This window comes from Dechloromonas sp. H13, assembly GCF_009469615.1.
GTDB lineage: Bacteria > Pseudomonadota > Gammaproteobacteria > Burkholderiales > Rhodocyclaceae > Azonexus.
Genome location: NZ_SSXX01000004.1, coordinates 310,780 through 331,379, shown reverse-complemented (window position 1 = coordinate 331,379; position 20,600 = coordinate 310,780). Strand labels below are relative to the sequence as shown.

Genomic DNA, 20,600 nt, shown 5'->3' with positions numbered 1-20,600 from the left:
AAGGCAAGGGCAAGACCCAGCCGGTGACCGGCGACAAGTGCAAGGGCAATGCCAAGACCAAGGCCCTGATCGAGTGCCTGCAGCCGGATCGTCGTGCCGACATCGAAATCATCGGCACCAAGTAAGCCTCCGCGCTTCATCAAAAACCCCGCTCGCGCGGGGTTTTTTTTTACGATCAAAAAAATGAAAACCTCCCTGCCCCGACTCCTGCGTCTTCTCGCTTCCACCTCGCTGGCGTTGCTGTTGAGCACCCAGGCGATCGCCGCTGACGGACATCCGAAAATCGGCCTCGTGCTCGGTGGCGGTGGCGCCCGCGGCGCGGCGCACATCGGGGTGCTGGAAGTCCTTGAGGAGCTGAAGGTTCCGGTCGACTGCGTGGCGGGCACCAGCATGGGCGCGCTGGTCGCCGGCGCCTACGCGTCGGGCCTGACCCCGGCCATGATGCGGAAGGCGCTGGCCGAGGCAGACTGGGACACCATGTTCAGCGACATCCCCGACTTTTCGGATGTCAATTACCGTTTCAAGGAGACGCTGCGCCGCTTCATTCCCGGCTCCGAGCTCGGCGTGTCGAGCGATGGCGTCCGCTTCCCGCCTGGCGTTGTCGACGGGATCAAGATCAAGCTCTTCTTCAACCAGCTGGTCGGTGCCAACCGGACCGAGCGTGTCATCGAGAAGCTGCCGCTGCCGGTGTCGCTGATCGCGACCGACATCGGCACCGGCGAGCGCGTGGTCATGCGCGACGGCAGCCTGACCACGGCCATGCGCGCCAGCATGTCGGTACCGGGACTGCTGGCGCCGATCACGCGCGACGGGCGAAAGCTGGTCGATGGCGGCCTCGTCGATAACGTGCCGATCGCCGAGGCGCGCGAACGCTGCGACGCCGACATCGTGATCGCGATCAACGTGGGGTCGCCCCTGATGCCCGCCGAACGCGTCGGTTCGCTGCTGACCATCTCGGCGCAGATGGTCAACATCCTGACCGAGCAGAACGTGACCCGCTCGCTGGCCACCCTCAAGCCGACCGACATCTACATCCAGCCCGATCTCGGAACGATCAGCGCCGGCGATTTCAGCCGCAACGCCGAGGCCGCCGACCGCGGGCGCGCCGCTGCCGAAGCAGTGCGCGACCGCCTGGCCAGGCTCGGCACCGATGCCGCCACGTACGCCCAATGGCGGGAACCGATCGATCGCAGCTACAAGCCGAAGCCGGTCATCGATGAAATCGAGATCGCCGGCCTCGAGCGCGTCAACCCGGCCATGGTCGAACGCCAGCTGACGATCAAGCCCGGCGAGCAGTTGGCCACTTCCAGCATCGACCGCGATGTCCTGCGCATGTACGGTGACGGCTTTTACCAGAGCGTCGATTACCAGCTGCTCAACCAGCGCGACCGCAATATCCTGCGCATTCTCCCTGTGGAAAAGAGCTGGGGGCCGGACTACCTGCGTTTCGCGCTGAATCTGGACACCGACAGCAACCAGGGATCCAGCTTCGGCCTGCGGGCCGCCTACCAGAAGACGCTAATCAACGACCTCGGTGCCGAACTGCTGGTAACGGTCGGCATCGGCAGCAATCTGGGGGCCGGCATCGACTTCTATCAGCCGCTCGACCCAGCGCAACGCTTCTTCGTCGAGACCGGCGTCAAGTACGAACGGATACAGCAGGATATCTTCCAGGACAACAGCCGTGTTGCCCAATACACCAACTCGGGCACCGCGTTCGCCTTGTCGGTCGGCACCAATTTCGGCACCCTTGGCCAGGCCCGCCTCGGCTGGATCGAGCAAAAGCGCAATTTCGACCGCGACATCGGCGCGTCGCAATTGCCCAATTTCGAAACCTCATACTCCGGCTGGAATGCCCGACTTTCGCTGGACCAGATGAACCGGCTCTACTTCGCGACGCAGGGCTGGTCGACGAAGCTCGATTATTTCGATTCCAATGACGCCGGGTTCGCACGCGCCGAAGTCGACGTGCAGGGCGCCTTCTCGCTCGGCAAGACGGTGATCACCGGGCGCGCCAATTACGTCGGTTCCCCGCGCGGACAACTCCCGTTCTACAGCGCCGGCCGGCTCGGCGGCTTCCTGAACATGAGCGCCTTTGCCCGCGGCCAGATTCTCGGCGACGAAATCACCTATGCCGGCATCCGCGCCGAGCAGATCATCGGGACCTTCCCGATCGGCCTGCGCGGCGACATGCGCCTCGGCTTCGCCCTCGAGGGCGCCCATGTCGGCACCTACTACACCGAAACGAATCTCAGCGGCACCAACATCCTCAATTCCGCCGCCATCTATCTCGGCGGCGAAACGCCGTTCGGTCCTGCCTATCTCGGCGTCGGCTACTCGACCAGCGGCGCCTCCAATCTCTTCCTGAACATCGGCATTCCATAGAACCCGCCTCCAGTTCGCTGGCATAATCGGCATTTTCCGAAGGAGCAATGCGCCATGAAAACCCGTTCCCTGCTGCTCGCCACCCTGATCGCCACCCTGCCCGCCGTCGCTGCCGCCCAGGAACCGCCGAAAGCGGTAACCGTCGTCGAAAAGGAGAAGGGCGCCGCGACCATCACCGAAGCCGTCGAACTCCAGGGCATCGTCACCGCCATCGACAAGACCAGGCGCGAGCTGACGATCAAGGGCGGATCGGGCCAGGACGTGACCTTCACGGCCGGCCCGCAGGTCAAGAACTTCAAGCAGATCAAGGTCGGCGACCTCGTCACCCTGAATTACATCGCCGCGCTCGGGATCGAACTCAAGAAGGGCGGCGGCCGCCTGCGCGAGCGCATCGAATCGGAACAGGCGATGGTCGCCAAGCCGGGAGAAGTGCCGGCCGCCGGCAAGGCCCGCACGGTCAAGGTGCTCGCCGACGTCACCGCCGTGGATGCGGGCGCCGGCACGATCACGCTGCGCGGCCCGCAGCGCAGCGTCGACCTCGTCGTCAAGGACAGGGAAGTGCTGAAGGACATTCGCGTCGGCGACCAGATCGCCGCCACCTACGAGGAAGCGCTGCTCGTTTCGGTCGCCCCCGCGACGCCGCCCGCACCGCCGGCCCCCGCCGCGCCCGCGGCTCAATAATTTCCTCGATCGGGGATCGCCATGATCAGAAACCTGCTGCGCGCCCTCGCCGGCTGGCTGTTGCTGTCCGGCCTGGCGCTGGCCCAGATCAACATCAACACCGCCAGCCGTGAAGAACTGGACGCTCTCAAGGGCATCGGCCCGACCAAGGCGCAGGCCATCGTCGATTACCGGCGGCAGAACGGCCCCTTCAGGTCAGTCGACGATCTGCAGAATGTCCCGGGTATCGGACCGGCCACCCTCAGGGACATCCGCCGCGACGTGACGGTCGGTGCTTCAGCACCGCACGCGCCGGCGGTTCAGGCACCGGCGGCGCCCAAGGCTCAGGCGAAACCGGCTGCCGCGACGGCGACCCCGGCCCACCCCGCGGCACCGGCCAGGCCGGCCCTGCCACCGTCCCCGGAAACGAAGCCGGCAGCACCGGCCCATCCGGCATCCCCGGCCGCCAGCGACCCGAGGCCGACGCCGGCAACGCCGGCGATGCCCGCGCAACCCGCCCGCCCGGCCGTTCCCGGCAAACCTGCCCAACCGGCTGCCGCGGCGCCGGCGACACCGCCGGCCGCGCCGGCGGCCACTCCCGCCATGCCGGCCAGGCCGGCGCAGCCCGCCCGACCACCCGCGAACTGACCTGCCCGGCTTGACCGACCGCCTGCTCCTCTGCGCCACCTCGCGCCTCGCCCAGACGCTGCGCGGGATGGCGCCGGGCAACGCCGCGGTCTGGCAGACGCCGCGGGCGCTGACCGTCGCCCAGTGGCTGGCGACGCTCGCCGACGAGGCCTTGCTGAGCGGCACGGCGGTCCTGCCGCAGGCGCTCGATCCCTTCGCCGAAGTCCTGCTGTGGGAAAAGGTGATCGCCGATTCCCTGCCCGACGACTCAGCGCCGCTGTTCGACATCCAGGGCATGGCGGCATCGGCCGCCGAGGCGCACGCCCTGACCCGCGTCTGGCAGTTGTCGCTGCCGGCGGCCGCGAGCGCCGCCGAGGAAACCCGGCGATTCCTGGCCTGGCAGGGCGAATTCCTGAAACGCTGCCGGGCGGCGCAGGCGATCGACCCGGCCGGGCAGCAGGCGCTGGTCGTCGAGCAGATCGAGCGTGGTCGACTGCAATTACCGGCCGAAATCGAATTCGCCGGCTTCGATCGCGAAACGCCGTTCGAGGCCCGCCTCAAGCGGGCGCTCGCGGAGCGCGGCTGCCTCGTCGTCGCGCGACCGGCCGGCCGGCAGGCCGCCGAGCCGCCGACCACCCTGCGCTGCCCCGACCCGGCAGCCGAGTGCGCGGCGGTCGCCGCCTGGGCGCAACGCAAGCTGGCCGTGGCGCCGCAGGCCCGGCTCGCCATCGTCGCCCCCGACCTCGCCGCCATCCGCGACCCGCTGGCCTTCGCCCTCGACGACGTCCTGCATCCCGGGCTGATCCGCCCGGCAGCCGCCGAGGCGGCCCGGACCTACAACATTTCGCTCGGCCGTCCGCTGGCGGCCCAGCCGCTGGTCGCGACGGCGCTCGAACTGATCGCGCTGGCCGGTGGCGGCAAGGTCGAGCAATCCCGCCTCGGCGCCCTGCTGCGCGCGCCCGACTGGTCGGCGGCCGCCAGCGAAGGCGACGGCCGCGCCCGCCTCGACGCCGCCATGCGCCGCGATCTGCCCTATTTCATCCGCCCGGCGGCCCTGCTGCGCTTGGCCGTCCGGCTGGCCGGCGCCGGCGATCCTCCGCCGTGCCCGCAGACGACGGAGCATCTGGCGGCCCTGCTCGACGCTGCGACCGCGGCGGGCGGACGGCGGCGGCCGCTGTCGCAATGGGCGGCGCTCTTCCGCCAATGGCTGCGGACGGCCGGCTGGCCCGGCGAACGCAGCCTCTCCAGCCATGAATACCAGGCGCGCCGCGCCTTTTCCGCCCTCCTCGACAGCCTCGGCAGCCTCGACGGCGTGCTCGGGCCGCTGAGCCAGGGCGAGGCGGCGCGCCGCCTGGCGCAACTCTGCCGTCAGCGCATTTTCCAGCCCGAAACCCGCGGCCAGCCGGCGATCCAGGTGCTCGGCATCCTCGAAAGCGCGGGCCTCGAATTCGACGCCCTGTGGGTAATGGGCATGAGCGACGACGCCTGGCCGCCGGCACCGCGGCCCAACCCGCTGCTGCCGGCCGAACTGCTGCGCCAGGCGGGCGCCGCGCACGCCAGCGCCGAGGTCGAACTCGAATTCGCCTCCTGCGTGCATGCCCGCCTGCTGCAGGCGGCACCGGAAGTCGTCTTCTCGTACCCGGCCAGCGCCGGCAACCGCCTGCTCCGCCGGAGCCCGTTGCTCGCCGGCCTTGCGGCGATGACCGACGCCCCGGCGCCGGCGGCGACCCTGGCGCAACGACTCGCCGCCGAGGCGCCGGACGCCTGCGTCGGCCTGCTCGACGCGCAGGCGCCGCCGGTCGGCGACGGCGAACGGGTGGCCGGCGGCACCTGGCTGCTGCGCGCGCAGGCGATCTGTCCGGCCTGGGGCTACTTCCGCTACCGCCTCGCCGGCGAGGCGCTGGAAGCACCGGTCGAGGGCCTCGATCCACGCGCCCGCGGCACACTGGTGCATGGGGCCCTGGAAGCCTTCTGGCGCACCACCGGCGATTCGGCGACGCTGGCCGTCATGAGCGACGCTGCCCGCGGCGCCGCCATCGCCACCGCCGTGGCAACGGCGCTCGCCGAATTCGAGAACGCACGGCGCAGCGCACTGCCGACGCGCTTCCGCCAGCTGGAGGGAATCCGCCTGGCGCGCCTGCTCGCCACCTGGCTCGACTTCGAGGCGCAGCGCGGCGCGCCCTTCACGGTCGTCGCCTGCGAGCAGGAAGCGCTGGTCGAGATCGAGCAAATCCGGGTCAAAATGTTCGTCGACCGCATCGATCAGCTGGCCGACGGCCGCCGGATCATCATCGACTACAAGACCGGGGCGACGATCGACACCAAAAACTGGGCAAGCGAACGGCTGACCGAACCGCAGTTGCCGATCTACGCCGCGCTCGCCTCGCCCGAGCCGGTCGCCGCCGTGGTTTTCGCCAAGGTCCTGGCGGACAAGCCGGCCTTCGCCGGCGTTGCCGAGGAGCGCGACCTGCTGCCAGGGATCGCCGGTGTCGGCGACGACAAGCAGAAGCTGTTCGACCCGGCGCAGTTCCCCGACTGGGCCGCCGTCGTCCGCCACTGGCAGGCGCGCCTGCAAGCGGTGGCCGGCGAAGTGCGCGCCGGCGTCGCCGGCGTCGTCGTCGCCGACGAGAACCTGCTCGCCTATTGCGACGTCAGGCCGCTGCTGCGCCTGGCCGAGCGCCGCCGGCAACTCGAACGGGCCGCCGCCGGAGGCCGAGCATGAGCGACCGCCGCCTCGCCGAAGATGCCGCCGCCCGCCTGCGCGCGCTCGAACTGGCCTCGTTCATCGTCGAGGCGCCGGCCGGTGCCGGCAAGACCGAACTGCTGACCCAGCGCTACCTGCGCCTGCTGGCCGAGGTCCGCCATCCCGAGGAGGTCCTCGCGCTGACCTTCACCAACAAGGCGGCGACCGAGATGCGCGACCGCATCCTCGGCAGCCTCGAATCCGTCGCCACCGCCAATCCCGCCGCACTGGCGCCGCACAAGCGCCAGACCTGCGAACTCGCCCGCGCCGTGCTCGACCACGATGCCCGCCAGGGCTGGGGGCTGCTGCAGCACCCCGGCCGCCTGCGCATCACGACCCTCGATGCGCTGTGCGCCAGCCTCGCCCGGCAGATGCCCTATCTCAGCCGCTTCGGCGCCCAGCCCGGCGTCACCGACGACGCCCTCCCCCACTACCGCACGGCGGCCCGCCGCACGCTGGAGATGGTCGAGGCAGAAGGCCCGGACGCCGAGGTGGTGGCGGCGGCGCTGCAGTTCATGGACAACGACGCCGGCCGCCTGGAAGCGCTGATCGTCAGCCTGCTCGGGCGCCGCGAGCAATGGCTGCACCATGCCGGGCGCATTGGCGAGGAAGACCTGCGCACGGAAGTGAGCGCCGGCTTCGCGGCCCTGATCGGGCGCGACCTGGCGGAACTCGCCGGCCGTCTCGACGCGACGCTGCAGGCGACGCTGATGCCGCCCCTGCGCTACGCCGCGGCCAACCTGCCGGCGCGGCTCGGCGCCCTGCTCGACTGGCAGACGCCGCTCGGTGCCGATCTCGCCGACCTGCCGGCCTGGCAGGCACTGGCCGGCGTATTGCTGACCGGCAAGGGCGAGTGGCGCAAGAATTTCACGAAGAACGACGGCTTCCCCGCCGACAAGGAAGGCAAGCCGTTCAAGGAGGCGATCGTCGCCGCGGTCGACCAACTGGCCGGCAACGACGGCCTGGCCGCCGCGCTGGCGCAGGCCGTCGACCTGCCCACTCCGGAACTGGACGATGGCGAGTGGTCGACCGTGGAAGCCTGCGCCCGCCTGCTGCAACTGGCGGCCGGCCAGTTGTGGCTGGCCTTCCAGGAGGCCGGCGCCGTCGATTTCGGCGAGATCGCCGCGCGTGCCAGCCTGGCGCTGGGCGATGACGATGCGCCGACCGACCTGGCGCAGGCGCTCGACTACCGGATCTCGCACCTGCTGGTCGACGAATTCCAGGACACCAGCCCGCTCCAGGTCGACTTGCTGGAAAAGCTGACGCGCGGCTGGACGCCCGGCGACGGGCGCACGCTGTTCGTCGTCGGCGACCCGATGCAGTCGATCTACCGTTTCCGCAAGGCCGACGTCGGCCTCTTCCTGCGCGTCCGGCAACGCGGCATCGGCGACATCCGCCTCGAAAACCTGCGCCTGTTCCGCAACAACCGTTCGCACCCGGCGATCGTCGACTGGGTCAACCAGACTTTCCCGCAGGTCTTCCCCGCCGCCGACAGCCCCGAGCGCGGCGCCGTGCGCTATGCCGAATCGGCCGCCACGCTGGCGCCCTGCGCCGACAGCGGGGTCCGCATCCACGCCCTGCTCGCCGGCGACGACGGCACCGAAGCCGGCGAGGCGGCGCGGGTGATCGACGTCATCCGGACCACGCTGCGCGAGCATCCGGACCAACGCATCGCCGTCTTGGTCCGCGCCCGCAGCCATCTCGACGAACTGGTCGCGGCCATCCGCCGCGACGCACCCGAGTTGCGCTTCCAGGCTGTCGATATCGAGGGCCTCGCCGACCGCCAGCATGTCCAGGACCTGCTGATCCTTGCCCACGCGCTATTCCACCGCGCTGACCGCGTGAACTGGCTGGCCCTGCTGCGCGCGCCGTGGTGCGGCCTGACGCTGCACGACCTGCACCAACTGGCCGCCGACGACCGCCTGTCGACGATCTGGCAGCTGATGCAGGACGAGGCCCGCGTCGACCGCCTGAGCAACGATGGTCGGCAACGCCTGCGCCAGGTGCGCGACATCCTGCGCGAGGCGCTGGCGCAACAGGGGCGGCAGCATCCGCGGCGCTGGCTTCAGGGCGTCTGGCTGATGCTCGGCGGGCCGCGCTGCCTGGAATCGCCGGCGGCGCTCGCCGACGTCGACGCCTTCTTCGCACTGATGGACGAGCTGGCGGCCGCCGGCAAGCTCGATCCGGAAACGCTGCAGGAGAAAAGCGTCGAACTTTTCGCCCCGCCCGACCCGCTGGCCGGCGCGCAAATCCAGATGATGACCATCCACAAGTCGAAGGGGCTGGAATTCGATACCGTCATCCTGCCCGGGCTGCAGCGCGTCGCCCGCGGCGGCGAAAGCAGCCTGCTGCTGTGGGACGAAGTGACGGTGGCAGACACCCACGAGCATCTGGTCGTGGCGCCGCTCAAGGCGCGCGGCGCCAGCGCCGACGGCCCCACAGCCTACGATTACCTGCGCCGCCTCGAGGCCGAGCGCAGTGCCCACGAAGCGGAGCGTCTGCTCTACGTCGCCGCCACGCGGGCGATCCGCGCCCTGCACCTGTTCGGCACGCTGGAACCCGATGCGAAACAGGAAACGGGGCTGAAGACGCCGGCGGCCGGCTCGCTGCTCCGGCTCCTGTGGCCGCACACCGCCGGCCCGGCCTTCGCAGCGGCGCTTGCCGGCGAGCCGGCTGCCGCGGCCGCGGCGCCGGGCGGCGTCGATGCGGCGAGTTTCGTACCGCAACTGATCCGCCTGCGCACCCCCGCCCTGCCCGGGGAATTCCTGACAGCACCCGCTACGCCGCCGGGCAACCCGCCGGCAGACGAGACCCCGGCGCCGGCCCTTGACGCCGCCGTCGGCACCCTGGTCCATCGCTGCCTCGAACTGGTCGCCAACGACGCGCTGGCCAACTGGTCGGCCGCGCGCATCCGTTCGCTCGAACCGGCCTACCGGCGCTGGCTGGCGCACGCCGGCCACGGCCCAGCAGAGGCCGCCGCCGGCGCCGCCACCGTGGTCGGCGCGCTGTGCCGGACGCTGGAATCGGCGGCCGGACGCTGGGTGCTGGCGCAGGCCGACGCCGCGGCCGCCGAGCAGGCGTGGTCGAGCCGCGCGACGCCGGAGGAGGGAACGGTTGCGGTCCACCACGTAATCGACCGCATTTTCATCGCCGACGGCTGCCGCTGGATCGTCGATTACAAGACGGTGCATGTGCCCGAAGGTGCCGACGAGAGCGCCTTCCTGAACGCGCGGGCCGCCGACTACCGGCCGCAACTGGCGCGTTACGCCAGCCTCTTCGCCAGCGACCCGCTCCCGCTCCGGCTGGCGATCTTCTTCCCGCTACAGGGCGTTCTGGTCGAACTGCCCTGACTTCGGGAAGCCTTGTCGCCGGTCGACGACGCGACAAGGCATTCGGATATACTCGAAATCAATGTAAAAAGTTGTCAAGAACAAATGCCGCCTCGCCTGCGCCTCGCCGTCGCCTGTCTCGCCGCCATCCTCTGTCTGGCGGGCGGGGCGACGCATGCAGCGCCGACCGTGCTCAAGGTCGCCATCCTGGAAAATTCGCCGCCGATGGCTTATCGTGATGCCGACGGCCGGCTGACCGGCTTCAGCGTCGAGATCGCCCGCGCGCTCTGCCAGGAAATGCAGGTCCATTGCGAATTCCAGGTGATCTTCCTCGAGCGCGTGATCGACGCGCTGGTCGGCGGCGAAGTCGACATCGCCGCCGTCAGCCTGCTCGACACGCCGGAACGGCGCGCCAGGATCATTTTTGCCAAGCCCTACTTCCGCTCGATCTCGCTGTGGTTCGCCCGCCCCGGCGTCATGCCCGGCGACCAGGGTGTGCGCGTCGCCACGGTCAAGGGGTCGGCGCAGGAACGCTACGTCCGCCAGCAGGGCTGGGACACGGTCGCCGTGGCGACCAATGGCGACCTCGGCAAGCCGCTGGTCGCCGGCGTCGCCCAGGCGGCCATCGTGCCCATGAACACCGCCCTGAATCTGGTCAAGGATCCGGAGTTCCGACGCCTCGGCTTCGATTCGACGGTGATGAAGGTGCCCGAACTGGTCGGCAACGCCTCCTTCGGCATCAGCCCGCACCGGCCGGAACTCAAGGAGTCGGTGGACAGCGCCCTCGAACGCATCCAGCGCAACGGCGTATACGAGCGGATCAACACGCAGTTCCTGCCCTTCCGCGTGCATTGATGGCGGCCCTGCGCACACTGTTCCTGATCGGCGGCCTGTGCGCGGGCCTCGCCGTCCAGGCCGCCGAACTCGCGGTGGCGGTCGGCGTCCTCGACCCGGCCCAGGTCGCCGGGCAGGACAAGGCCTTTCCGCGCGGCGCGCCGGGCGCCGAACTGGTTGCGGTCAACGACGATCTCGCCCGCGAAATCTGCCGCCGCATCAACGCCCGCTGCGCCCTGAACTACATCGCCTTCGCGGAAATCCTGCCGGGCGTCGAGGCGCGCCGCTTCGACCTCGGCTTCGGCAACTTCCTGCGCTCGCCGGAACGCGAAAGGCGCGTCGCCTTCAGCGACACGATCTGGCGCTCGTCATCGCGCCTGGTCGGCTCCCCGGCTGCCGCCAGAGCCTTCGCCGGCAAGCTCGGGCGGCCGGTGACCCTCGACAGCCTGCGCGACGCCCGCGTGACGGCGATCGCCGGGTCGCAGCAACTGACCTTCCTCGAACGCCTCCCCGGCGAGCGCCGCCTGACGGCGATCGGTACGCCGACGCCGATCGACGCCCTCCAGGCGTTGCGCGACGACGGCGCCGATTTCGCGCTGCTGCCGACCCTGTCCGCCTATTCCCTGCTCAGCCACGACAGCAGCGGCGACTTCGAATTCGTCGGCCCGGCGGCCGCCGACCGCGGCCTCGGCGGCACCGTGCACATCATCCTGCCCCGCCAGCATGAGCAGTTGCGCCGGGCGGTCAACCAGGCCATCGCGGCGATCCGCAGCGACGGCACCTACCAGCGCATCGTGCGCCGCTATTTCCCGGTGGGTCTGGACTGAACGCCATGACGACGCCCGACCGGGAACGCTACAGCGCCAACCGCGCCTTCGTGCTGCTGGCGACCGTCTTCGCCCTGCTGTTCGGCGGCGTCGTCGCGCTCCTCGCCTTCGACCAGCACCGCGTCCTCGAGGCCTCGCAGCGCCTGCAGCAGGAGACGGTGCCGGAAATCATCCGTTTCCAGCGCCTGGCGCGCAACCTCGACCAGCTGCGCCAGGAAGGCGAGCGCCTCTTTTCGGCCGGCACCCCGGAAGGGCGTCAGCAATCGCTGTTCATCGTCATGCTGGTGGCCAGCCACCCGAGCATTCTCGAACATCCGCAATCGGCCGAAACGGCCCGCGACACCGAGAATTTCCTCGTCGAAACCAGCCGCCGTGCCGGCGCCGACCCGGCGCTCCTCAAGGCGCGCCATGCCGAATGGCTGAACTACTCCAAGCGGCTGAGCCTGCTGGTCGACGATCTCTCGGTGCAGGGCGCCAGCCTGGCCACCGACGACCTCGCCAACATGGTCGCGGTCATGCGCCTGGCGCGCATCAAGCTGCTCGGCGCGCTGGTGCTGGTCGGCTGCTTCCTGCTGCTGATGATGCTCCTGCTCAGGCAACACCTGATCCGCCCGCTGCAGCGCATCGACCAGGCCCTGTCGTCGCTCGGCGTCGACCGACCGGCGCCCGAATTCCCGGACGTCCGGCTGACCGAGATCCACGCCGTCGAGGAAGCGACCAAGCGCCTGCACGCCGAGATGGTCAGCAACGAGGAGGCGCGCCGCGAACTGGAACTGCTGGCCAGCCGCGACGGCCTCACCGGCCTCATGAACCGCCGCCATTTCATGCTTCTCGCCCAGGCCGAACTGCAGCGTGCCCACCGCTATGGCCGGCCGATCGCCGTCGCCCTCGGCGACCTCGATTTCTTCAAGCGCCTCAACGACACCTACGGCCACGGCGCCGGCGATGTCGTGCTGCGCACCTTCGCCGGCCTGCTCGCCGAAAGCGTGCGTCAGTCCGACCTGGTCTGCCGTTACGGCGGCGAGGAATTCGCCTTTCTCTTTCCCGAAAGCAGCGTCGAGCAGGCGCGCATCCTCGTCGAACGCTTCCGCCAGCGCTTCGCCGACCACGACATCCGCCTGCCGGACGGCCTGCTGGTGCGCGTCACCCTGAGCATCGGCCTTGCCGATGCCAGCCGCTGCCCGATCGAGGTCGCCCTGCAGCACGCCGATTACGCCCTCTACGAGGCCAAGCGCCTGGGGCGCAACCGCGTCATCGTCGCCGACGAGACGACCTGATGCACATCCTGATCGTCGAGGACGAGCGGCCGATCGCCGAAAATCTCTACGATTTTCTGGAAGGCTGCGGGCATCGCTGCGATTTCGCGCCGACCCTGGCCGCCGCCAACGCCCTGCTCGGACGCGACACCTTCGACGCCCTGGTGCTCGACCGCTGCCTGCCCGACGGCGATGGCGCCCAACTGGCCAGCCGCTTGCGGTCGACCGGGAATTCCGTGCCGATTCTGATGTTGACCGCACGCGACACGCTGGATGACAAGCTGGCCGGCTTCGACGCCGGCGCCGACGACTATCTCGCCAAGCCCTTCGCCCTCAAGGAAGTCGAGGCCCGCCTGCAGGCGCTGCTGCGCCGTGCCGGCGGGCGGACGGCGGCAGCGCGCCTGGCGTTCGGGGCGCTCGCCTTCGATCCGGCGGCGCAAACGGCGACGCTCGACGAGGCGCCGCTGACCCTGCCCCCCAAGGCCGTGCGCCTGGTCGAAATCCTGCTGCAGCAGCCGCAGCGGGTTTTCTCGCGACGCGAGCTGGAAGTCGCCATCTGGGGACAGGCCCAGGAATCGAGCGACAACCTGCGCAGCGTCCTGCACACGCTGCGAAAGGCGCTACCGGCCGGCGCGCCGGTCGAGATCGTCAACGTCCATGGCCTCGGCTACAAGCTCGTCGGGCGCTAGGGCGGCCCCCAGCATGCGCCTGCGCATCGCGGCCGCGGTCGCCGCGCTGACCCTGCTCGCCATCGCGGCGCAGGCGGTGGCCATGCTGATGATCTTCGACGAAAAGGAAGAGGAATTCATCGCGGAAATCCTCGGCCAGCAGATCGCCCACAGCATGGCGGTGTGGCAGACGGCGCCGGAATCCGCCTTTCCCAACACGCCGGACATGCAGCTGTACCGGATCGCCCGGGGCACTCAGCCGGCCGCCGGCATTCCCGCCGACGTCGCCCGCCTGGCGGTCGGCAATCATGAAATCCTGCGCGCCGGCCGAGAATTCCACGTTGCGGTGCGCGAGGACGACGGCGCGCGCTACATCCTGGTCTACGACGTCGAGGACCACGAAACGCGCCTGCACGAGCTGATCCTGATCACCGCCAGCGCCGGCGGCCTGCTCGCCCTGGTCGTGCTGCTCGCCGGCTACGCCCTGGCCGGCGGCCTGGCCAGCCGGCTCGAACGCCTCGCCGGGCGGGTCGGCGAGCCGGGCGACACGGCGCTGGCGGAACCCGGCATGGAGCGCGAACTGCTCGCCATCGCCGACGCGCTCGACCGCTACCGCCAGCGCCAGCAGCAGGCGCTGGCCCGCGAACAGGCGTTCGCCGCCAACCTGTCGCACGAACTGCGCACGCCGCTGACGGCGATCCGCACCGACGCCGAACTCATGGCGGCCCTGCCCGATCTCCCGGAATCCGTCGCGCGCCGCGCAAATCGCGTGATCGGCAACGTCGACCGCATCAATGCCCTCGGCAACAGCCTGCTGCTCCTCGGGCGCGAGGCGCGCCCGGCGCTGCTCGAGGAAATCCGCCTGCGCCCGGCCATCGCGGCGGTCTGGGAAGCGCTGACCATCGCCAATCCCAAGCCGGTGCACCTGCGCCTGGATATCCCGGAGGGAAGCGCCGTCGCCGCCGATCCGGCCCTGTTCGACCTGATCCTGCGTAACCTGCTGGACAACGCCCTGCGCTACAGCGAGGCGGGCGAAATCGTCTGCACCCTGGCCGGCAGCCGGCTGAGCGTGACCGATTGCGGTCCCGGCTTCGCAGCGGCCGACCTGGCGCACGTCTTCGACCGTTTCTATACCGGCCCGCGCGGCCGCCACGGCCTCGGCCTGGCGCTGGTACACCATGTCTGCACGGCCAGCGGCTGGCAGGTCAGCGCCGGAAACGCGACGACGGGCGGCGCCGAGGTCGTGGTCGACCTGGGCCGCAGCGTCCGCCGCTTCTGACCTCACAATTTCCTCACAAATCGCTCACTAAACCCTCACGCGCGGTCGACTAAATTCGCCGGCACATTTTGCCGGGTGGTCGACAATGAATATTTTCAAGGGTTTGAACGGGTCCGCGCTGCGCGTCTGGGGCTTTGCCGTGCTGGTCGCGCTGGCGGTGTTTTCCGTCACGCGCCTCGCCCTGCTGGGCTATTCGGTGCTGTTCAGCGACCAGTCGCTGCGCGACCTGCTCGCCCCGCTGGCGATCGGCGTCCTGCGCGACCTGCCGGTGGCCGCCGCCGCCGCCTCGCCGTGGCTGCTTCTCGAACTGATGCCCGGCACCAGATGGCGGGAACGCCTGCGCTGGCCGCTGTTTGCCGTCTATCTCTTCGCGCTGCTCTTCGTCGGCGTCTCGGAAGGCATCTTCTGGGACGAATTCAGCACCCGTTTCAATTTCATCGCCGTCGACTATCTGGTCTATACCACCGAAGTGATCGGCAACATCCGCGAATCCTACCCGGTGGGCAAGATCATCGGCGCCCTGCTGCTGCTGACCGTTTTCCTCGCCTGTGCCCTGCGCCGTCCGCTGCGCGCCGCCGCCAGCGGCCAAACGACGCGCCGCAGCCAGCTCGGCTGGGGCCTGGGCCTGATCGTGCTCGCATGGTTCGCGGCAGGCAAGCTGGCCGCCCCCGAGTTTTCCGCCAATGCCTACGGCAACGAACTGGCCGACAACGGCTGGCGCAGCTTCGTCGCCGCCGCCGGCCAGAACCGGCTGGATTACCGCCATTTCTACGCCACCCGGCCCGATGCCGAGGTGATGGCCGACCTGCAGCGCCTGTCCGGGCACGACAATGTCACGGCGAGCCGCCCGCCGGTGCGGAAGGCCACCTATGCGGTGCAACGCCAGCCGAATGTCGTGGTGATCATGATGGAGAGCATGTCGGCCGAGTACATGGCGACCTTCGGCAACCGCGAGAACATCACACCCAACCTTGACCGCCTGGCCGGCGAAGGCCTGCTGTTCAGCCGACTGTACGCCACCGGCACGCGCACCGTGCGCGGGCTGGAAGCGCTCTCCGCCGCCCTGCCGCCGCAGCCGGGCATGGCCGTGGTGCGCTGGCCGCACGTCACCAACCTGAACACCCTGGGCAGCACGCTGGCCGCCCACGGCTGGACCCCGCATTTCCTGTACGGCGGCTATGGCATGTTCGACAACATGAACAGCTATTTCGATGCCCAGGGCTATCAGGTCACCGACCGCACCAACTTCCGGGAAGGACTCGTTCAGTTCGAGAACATCTGGGGCGTCGCCGACGAGCACCTGTTCGACCAGGCGCTGCTCAACTTGGACCAGGACGCGGCCACCGGCAAGCCCTTCTTCTATCACATCATGACGACCTCGAACCATCGTCCCTTCACCTACCCCGACGGACGCATCGACATCCCGTCGCCGGGCAAGCGGGCGGGCGGCGTCAAGTACGCCGACTACGCCATCGGCCGCTTCATCGAAATGGCCAGGACGAAGCCGTGGTTCGACAACACCATCTTCCTGATCGTCGCCGACCACTGCGCGAGTAGCGCCGGCAAGACCAAGATCCCGGTCGACCGCTACCACATCCCGGCCATCGTCTATGCGCCGAAGATCGTTTCGCCGCAACGCGTCGACACGCTGGCCAGCCAGATCGACCTCGCCCCCACCCTGCTCGCCATGCTCGGCCTGGAAGGCAACGACCGCTTCGTCGGCCGCGACATCCTCAGTACGCCACCCGACCAGGGGCGCGCCCTGCTGTCGACCTACCAGAACGTCGGCTACCTGAAGGGCGACCTCATGACCGTGCTGCAACCGAAGCGCAGGATCGAAACCTTCCGCATCAGCGCCGACGGCAAGGAAGCCCAACTGGTGCCGACCGACCGGCAACTGGCGGACGAAGCGATCGCCTACTTCCAGGGCGCCGCCATGCTGATGGAAAGACACGGCACCAACGGTTCGCGCAGCTGAGGGAAGCCGCGGGAATGACGCGCCGCTGGTTCCTCGGGCACGGCCTGTTTCTGGCGCTGAGCGGCGTATTGCTGTTTTACGTCTTCGAACGCACCGATCTCGACCTGCAACTGGCGGCGCCATTCTTCAACCCGGTGCTGGGCGACTTTCCGCTCCGCCAGCACGGGTTCTTCACCCCGGTTTTCTACTACGGCGTCAAATTCGCCGTGCTGGCCGGCGCGCTGCTGGCGGGCGCCGGCTGCCTTTATGGCCTGGGCGGCAGGCTGCCCTGGCTGCCGCCGCGCAATGCTGCGCTGGCCCTGCTCGGCCTGATCCTGATTCCAGCGGCCGTCGCCGTCCTCCGACTGAACACCAACCGCCACTGCCCGTGGGACATCTCGGCGTTCGGCGGATTTGCCCCCTACCTGGGCCTGTTTGCGCAAGCGTCGGGCGACATCGCGCGCGGCATGTGCTTCCCGGCGGCGCACGCGGCGACCGGCTTCATGTGGCTGGCCGGCGGTCTGGCCCTGCACACCCATTCGCCGCGCCTGGCCCGCCGCCTCATCCTCGGCGCCCTCTGCCTCGGTCTGGTCATGGGGCTGACCCGCCAGGCCCAGGGGGGACATTTCCTCTCGCACACCCTGTGGTCGGCCTGGCTGGCCTGGGCGATCAGTCTGGCGCTGGCCGCTGCGCTGGGCGTCGGCCGCTCAGCCGCGGGCGATCGGCCACAGCACGCAGAGCCAGATCGCCGCAGCGTTTATCAGGCTTAGGAGCACCGCCGCGCTGCCCATGTCCTTGGCGCGCTTGGCCAATTCGTGCTTTTCGGGCGACGCCTTGTCGACCACGGCCTCGACCGCCGAATTGAGGATCTCGACGATGAGGATCAGCAGGATGCTGCCGACCAGCAGGGCACGGTCGACACCGCTCCGCCCCAGATAAAGGGCGAGCGGAATCGTCACCGCGGCGAGCAGCACCTCCTCGCGGAACGCCGCCTCGTTCTTCCAGGCGGCGGCGATGCCGTCGCGCGAATAACCCAGCGCGTTCCACAGCCGGACCAGCCCCTTCTTGCCCTTCAACTCGGCGGCACTCATGCCTTTTTCTCCAGCAGCGGTTTCAGGAAACGGCCGGTATGACTGGCCTTGCAGCGGACAATCTGCTCCGGCGTGCCGGCGGCGAGGATGCGCCCGCCGCCGTCGCCGCCCTCCGGCCCGAGGTCGACGATCCAGTCGGCGGTCTTGATGACGTCGAGGTTGTGCTCGATGACGACCACCGTGTTGCCGTTGGCGACCAGGCGCTGCAGCACACTGAGCAGCATCTCGATGTCCTGGAAATGCAGGCCGGTGGTCGGTTCGTCGAGAATGTACAGGGTGCGGCCGGTGTCGCGCTTGGACAGTTCGAGCGCCAGCTTGACGCGCTGTGCCTCGCCGCCGGACAGCGTGGTCGCACTCTGGCCAAGGGTGATGTAGCTGAGACCGACGTCGACCAGGGTCTGCAGTTTGCGGGCGACGACCGGCACGGCGTCGAAGAATTCGCGCGCCTGCTCGACGGTCATGCCGAGCACGTCGTGGATGGTCTTGCCCTTGTAGTGGACCTCCAGCGTCTCGCGGTTGTAACGCTTGCCGTGACAGACGTCGCACGGCACGTAGATGTCGGGCAGGAAGTGCATCTCGACCTTGATCATGCCGTCGCCCTGGCAGGCCTCGCAGCGGCCGCCCTTGACGTTGAAGCTGAAGCGCCCGGGCCCGTAGCCGCGCGCCCGCGACTCCGGCACCTGCGAGAACAGCTCGCGGATCGGCGTCAGCAGGCCGGTGTAGGTCGCCGGGTTGGAGCGCGGCGTGCGGCCGATCGGCGCCTGGTCGACGTTGATCACCTTGTCGAACAGTTCGAGGCCGACGATTTCCTTGTGCGGCGCCGGCTCGGCGGTCGAACCGTAGAGGTGCCGGGCAGCGGCGGCATAGAGCGTGTCGTTGATCAGCGTCGACTTGCCGGAACCGGAAACGCCGGTGATGCAGGTGAGCAGGCCGACCGGCAGCTCCAGCGTGACGTCCTTCAGGTTGTTGCCGTAGGCGCCGACCACGCGCAGCTGGCGGTCGGGCTGCTGCGGTCGACGCTGCTGCGGGGCCAGAATTGCCCGGCGGCCGGCCAGGTAGTCGCCGGTCATCGACGCCGGGTTGGCCGCGACCTCGGCCGGCGTGCCTTCGGCGACGATGGCGCCGCCGTGCACGCCGGCGCCGGGGCCGATGTCGACGACGTAGTCGGCGGTGCGGATGGCGTCCTCGTCGTGCTCGACGACGAGCACGGTGTTGCCCATGTCGCGCAGGTTGCGCAGGGTCTGCAGCAGGCGGTCGTTGTCGCGCTGGTGGAGACCGATCGACGGCTCGTCGAGCACGTACATGACGCCGGTCAGCCCGGAGCCGATCTGCGAGGCCAGGCGGATGCGCTGCGACTCACCACCGGAGAGGGTCTCGGCGCTGCGCTCCAGGCACAGGTAGTCGAGCCCGACGTTGATCAGGAAGGAAAGGCGGGCGGTGATTTCCTTGAGGATCTTGTCCGCCACCTGCGCCTTGTGGCCGGCCAGGGTCAGGCAGTTGAAGTAGTTGCGCGCCTCGCCCAGCGGCAGGCGGCTGATCTCGTGCAGGGTGCGCGCGCCGACGCGCACGTGGCGCGCCTCGATGCGCAGGCGCGTGCCGTTGCAGTGCGGGCAGGTCGAGTTGCTGATGTACTTGGAGAGTTCTTCGCGCACCGCCTGCGAATCGCTGCCGCGGTAACGCCGCTCGAGGTTGGGGATGATGCCCTCGAAGGTGTGGCTGCGGTCGAAGCGCGTGCCCTTCTCGTTGGCGTAGCGGAAGCTGATCGCATCGCGCCCGGAACCGTAGAGGATGACCTGGCGCACCGCCTCGGAAAGCTGGGCGAACGGCGTGTCGACTGCAAACCCGTAATGCTCGGCCAGCGATTCGAGGATCTGGAAGTAGAACTGGTTCTTCCTGTCCCAGCCGCGGATCGCCCCCGCCGCCAGCGACAGTTCGGGGTTGCCGACGACGCGCCTGGGGTCGAAGAACTGGATGACGCCCAGCCCGTCGCACTTCGGGCAGGCGCCCATCGGGTTGTTGAACGAGAACAGGCGCGGCTCGAGCTCCTGCAGGGCATACGAGCAGACCGGACAGGCGAACTTGGCCGAGAACAGGTGCTCCTTCCCGCTGTCCATCTCCAGCGCGATCGCCCGGCCGTCGGCATGGCGCAGCGCCGTCTCGAAGGATTCCGCCAGGCGCTGCCGCATGTCGTCGCGCACCTTGAGGCGATCGACGACGACATCGACATTGTGCTTCTGCGTCTTGGCCAACTTGGGAACGGCGTCGATCTCATGGACCGTGCCGTCGACCCGCACGCGGGCGAAGCCCTGGGCGCGCAGTTCGGCGAAGAGATCGGCTTGCTCGCCCTTGCGGTTGGCCACCACCGGCGCGAGGATCATCAGTTTGGTTTCTTCCGGCAGGGCCAGCACGTGATCGACCATCTGCGACACCGTCTGCGCTTCCAGCGGCTGGTCGTGTTCCGGGCAATACGGCGTGCCGGCGCGGGCGAACAGCAGGCGCAGGTAATCGTGGATCTCGGTGACGGTGCCGACGGTGGAGCGCGGGTTGTGCGAGGTCGCCTTCTGCTCGATGGAAATGGCCGGGCTCAACCCCTCGATCAGATCGACATCGGGCTTCTCCATCAACTGCAGGAATTGCCGGGCATAGGCCGACAGCGACTCGACGTAGCGCCGCTGCCCCTCGGCGTAGAGCGTGTCGAAGGCCAGCGACGACTTGCCCGAGCCGGACAGCCCGGTGATGACGATCAGCCGGTCGCGCGGCAGATCGAGGTTGATGTTCTTGAGGTTGTGCGTGCGCGCGCCGCGAATGCGGATGGTTTCCATGATGCCGGAGTCGGAATGAATTGGTGCAGCCGACAACTATACGCAAGTTCGCCGCGCCTTCGGGCAAAGAAGCGCTACGCCCGTTGCTTTCCGCGGCCCCGCGGTTCATGCTATCCGCCACG

At 69.1% G+C, this 20,600-nt stretch carries 14 protein-coding genes and 1 pseudogene; 13 read left to right on the top strand and 2 right to left on the bottom strand.

The window, feature by feature from the left end:
- From GH660_RS17910 to GH660_RS11845, 13 genes and pseudogenes are all read left to right on the top strand, one after another.
- Positions 1–125 (top strand): annotated as a pseudogene (locus GH660_RS17910) (OmpA family protein); the annotation flags it as partial.
- Positions 126–183: 58 nt separating this feature from the next.
- Complete coding sequence (locus tag GH660_RS11900; RefSeq protein ID WP_153146877.1) at positions 184–2,385, top strand: patatin-like phospholipase family protein; 2,202 nt, start codon at positions 184–186, stop codon at positions 2,383–2,385.
- A gap of 54 nt (positions 2,386–2,439) precedes the next feature.
- Positions 2,440–3,066 (top strand): hypothetical protein, encoded by a 627-nt coding sequence (locus GH660_RS11895; protein ID WP_153146876.1) that lies wholly within the window; start codon positions 2,440–2,442, stop codon positions 3,064–3,066.
- Between the two features lie 21 nt (positions 3,067–3,087).
- Positions 3,088–3,693 carry a ComEA family DNA-binding protein gene (locus tag GH660_RS18135; protein WP_153146875.1) on the top strand — a complete coding sequence of 202 codons (606 nt, stop codon included), beginning with the start codon at positions 3,088–3,090 and terminating at the stop codon, positions 3,691–3,693.
- A gap of 10 nt (positions 3,694–3,703) precedes the next feature.
- The gene (locus GH660_RS11885; protein ID WP_194266306.1) at positions 3,704–6,394 is read left to right on the top strand and encodes a PD-(D/E)XK nuclease family protein; all 2,691 of its coding nucleotides are present in this window, start codon (positions 3,704–3,706) and stop codon (positions 6,392–6,394) included.
- Entirely contained in the window at positions 6,391–9,765 is a 3,375-nt protein-coding gene (locus GH660_RS11880) for an exodeoxyribonuclease V subunit beta (protein WP_153146873.1), read from the top strand. The genes GH660_RS11885 and GH660_RS11880 overlap by 4 nt, the downstream gene beginning before the upstream one ends.
- An 84-nt stretch (positions 9,766–9,849) precedes the next feature.
- On the top strand, positions 9,850–10,599 hold the full coding sequence (locus tag GH660_RS11875; RefSeq protein ID WP_153146872.1) for a transporter substrate-binding domain-containing protein: 750 nt from the start codon (positions 9,850–9,852) through the stop codon (positions 10,597–10,599).
- Positions 10,599–11,405 (top strand): ABC transporter substrate-binding protein, encoded by an 807-nt coding sequence (locus GH660_RS11870; RefSeq protein ID WP_153146871.1) that lies wholly within the window; start codon positions 10,599–10,601, stop codon positions 11,403–11,405. Before GH660_RS11875 ends, GH660_RS11870 begins: the two co-directional genes overlap by 1 nt.
- Before the next feature lie 5 nt (positions 11,406–11,410).
- Positions 11,411–12,682: a diguanylate cyclase gene (locus tag GH660_RS11865; RefSeq protein ID WP_153146870.1), complete on the top strand. Its 1,272-nt coding sequence runs from the start codon at positions 11,411–11,413 to the stop codon at positions 12,680–12,682.
- Positions 12,682–13,350, top strand: coding sequence for a response regulator transcription factor (locus GH660_RS11860; RefSeq protein WP_153146869.1), 669 nt, complete (start codon positions 12,682–12,684; stop codon positions 13,348–13,350). Before GH660_RS11865 ends, GH660_RS11860 begins: the two co-directional genes overlap by 1 nt.
- A gap of 13 nt (positions 13,351–13,363) precedes the next feature.
- Positions 13,364–14,608, top strand: a complete 1,245-nt coding sequence (locus GH660_RS11855; RefSeq protein WP_194266305.1) for a sensor histidine kinase KdpD — start codon at positions 13,364–13,366, stop codon at positions 14,606–14,608.
- Between the two features lie 85 nt (positions 14,609–14,693).
- Complete coding sequence (locus tag GH660_RS11850) at positions 14,694–16,586, top strand: LTA synthase family protein (RefSeq protein WP_153146867.1); 1,893 nt, start codon at positions 14,694–14,696, stop codon at positions 16,584–16,586.
- A 14-nt stretch (positions 16,587–16,600) separates the two neighbouring features.
- A complete protein-coding gene (locus GH660_RS11845) occupies positions 16,601–17,335 on the top strand; it encodes a phosphatase PAP2 family protein (protein ID WP_153146866.1) in 735 nt (244 codons plus the stop codon).
- Here the strand turns inward: GH660_RS11845 and GH660_RS11840 are convergent.
- Both GH660_RS11840 and uvrA read right to left on the bottom strand, forming a co-directional pair.
- Positions 17,273–17,656 carry a diacylglycerol kinase gene (locus tag GH660_RS11840; protein WP_153146865.1) on the bottom strand — a complete coding sequence of 128 codons (384 nt, stop codon included), beginning with the start codon at positions 17,654–17,656 and terminating at the stop codon, positions 17,273–17,275. The genes GH660_RS11845 and GH660_RS11840 overlap by 63 nt on opposite strands.
- Positions 17,653–20,478, bottom strand: coding sequence for an excinuclease ABC subunit UvrA (gene uvrA, locus GH660_RS11835; protein WP_153146864.1), 2,826 nt, complete (start codon positions 20,476–20,478; stop codon positions 17,653–17,655). Before uvrA ends, GH660_RS11840 begins: the two co-directional genes overlap by 4 nt.
- Positions 20,479–20,600 lie beyond the last annotated feature (122 nt).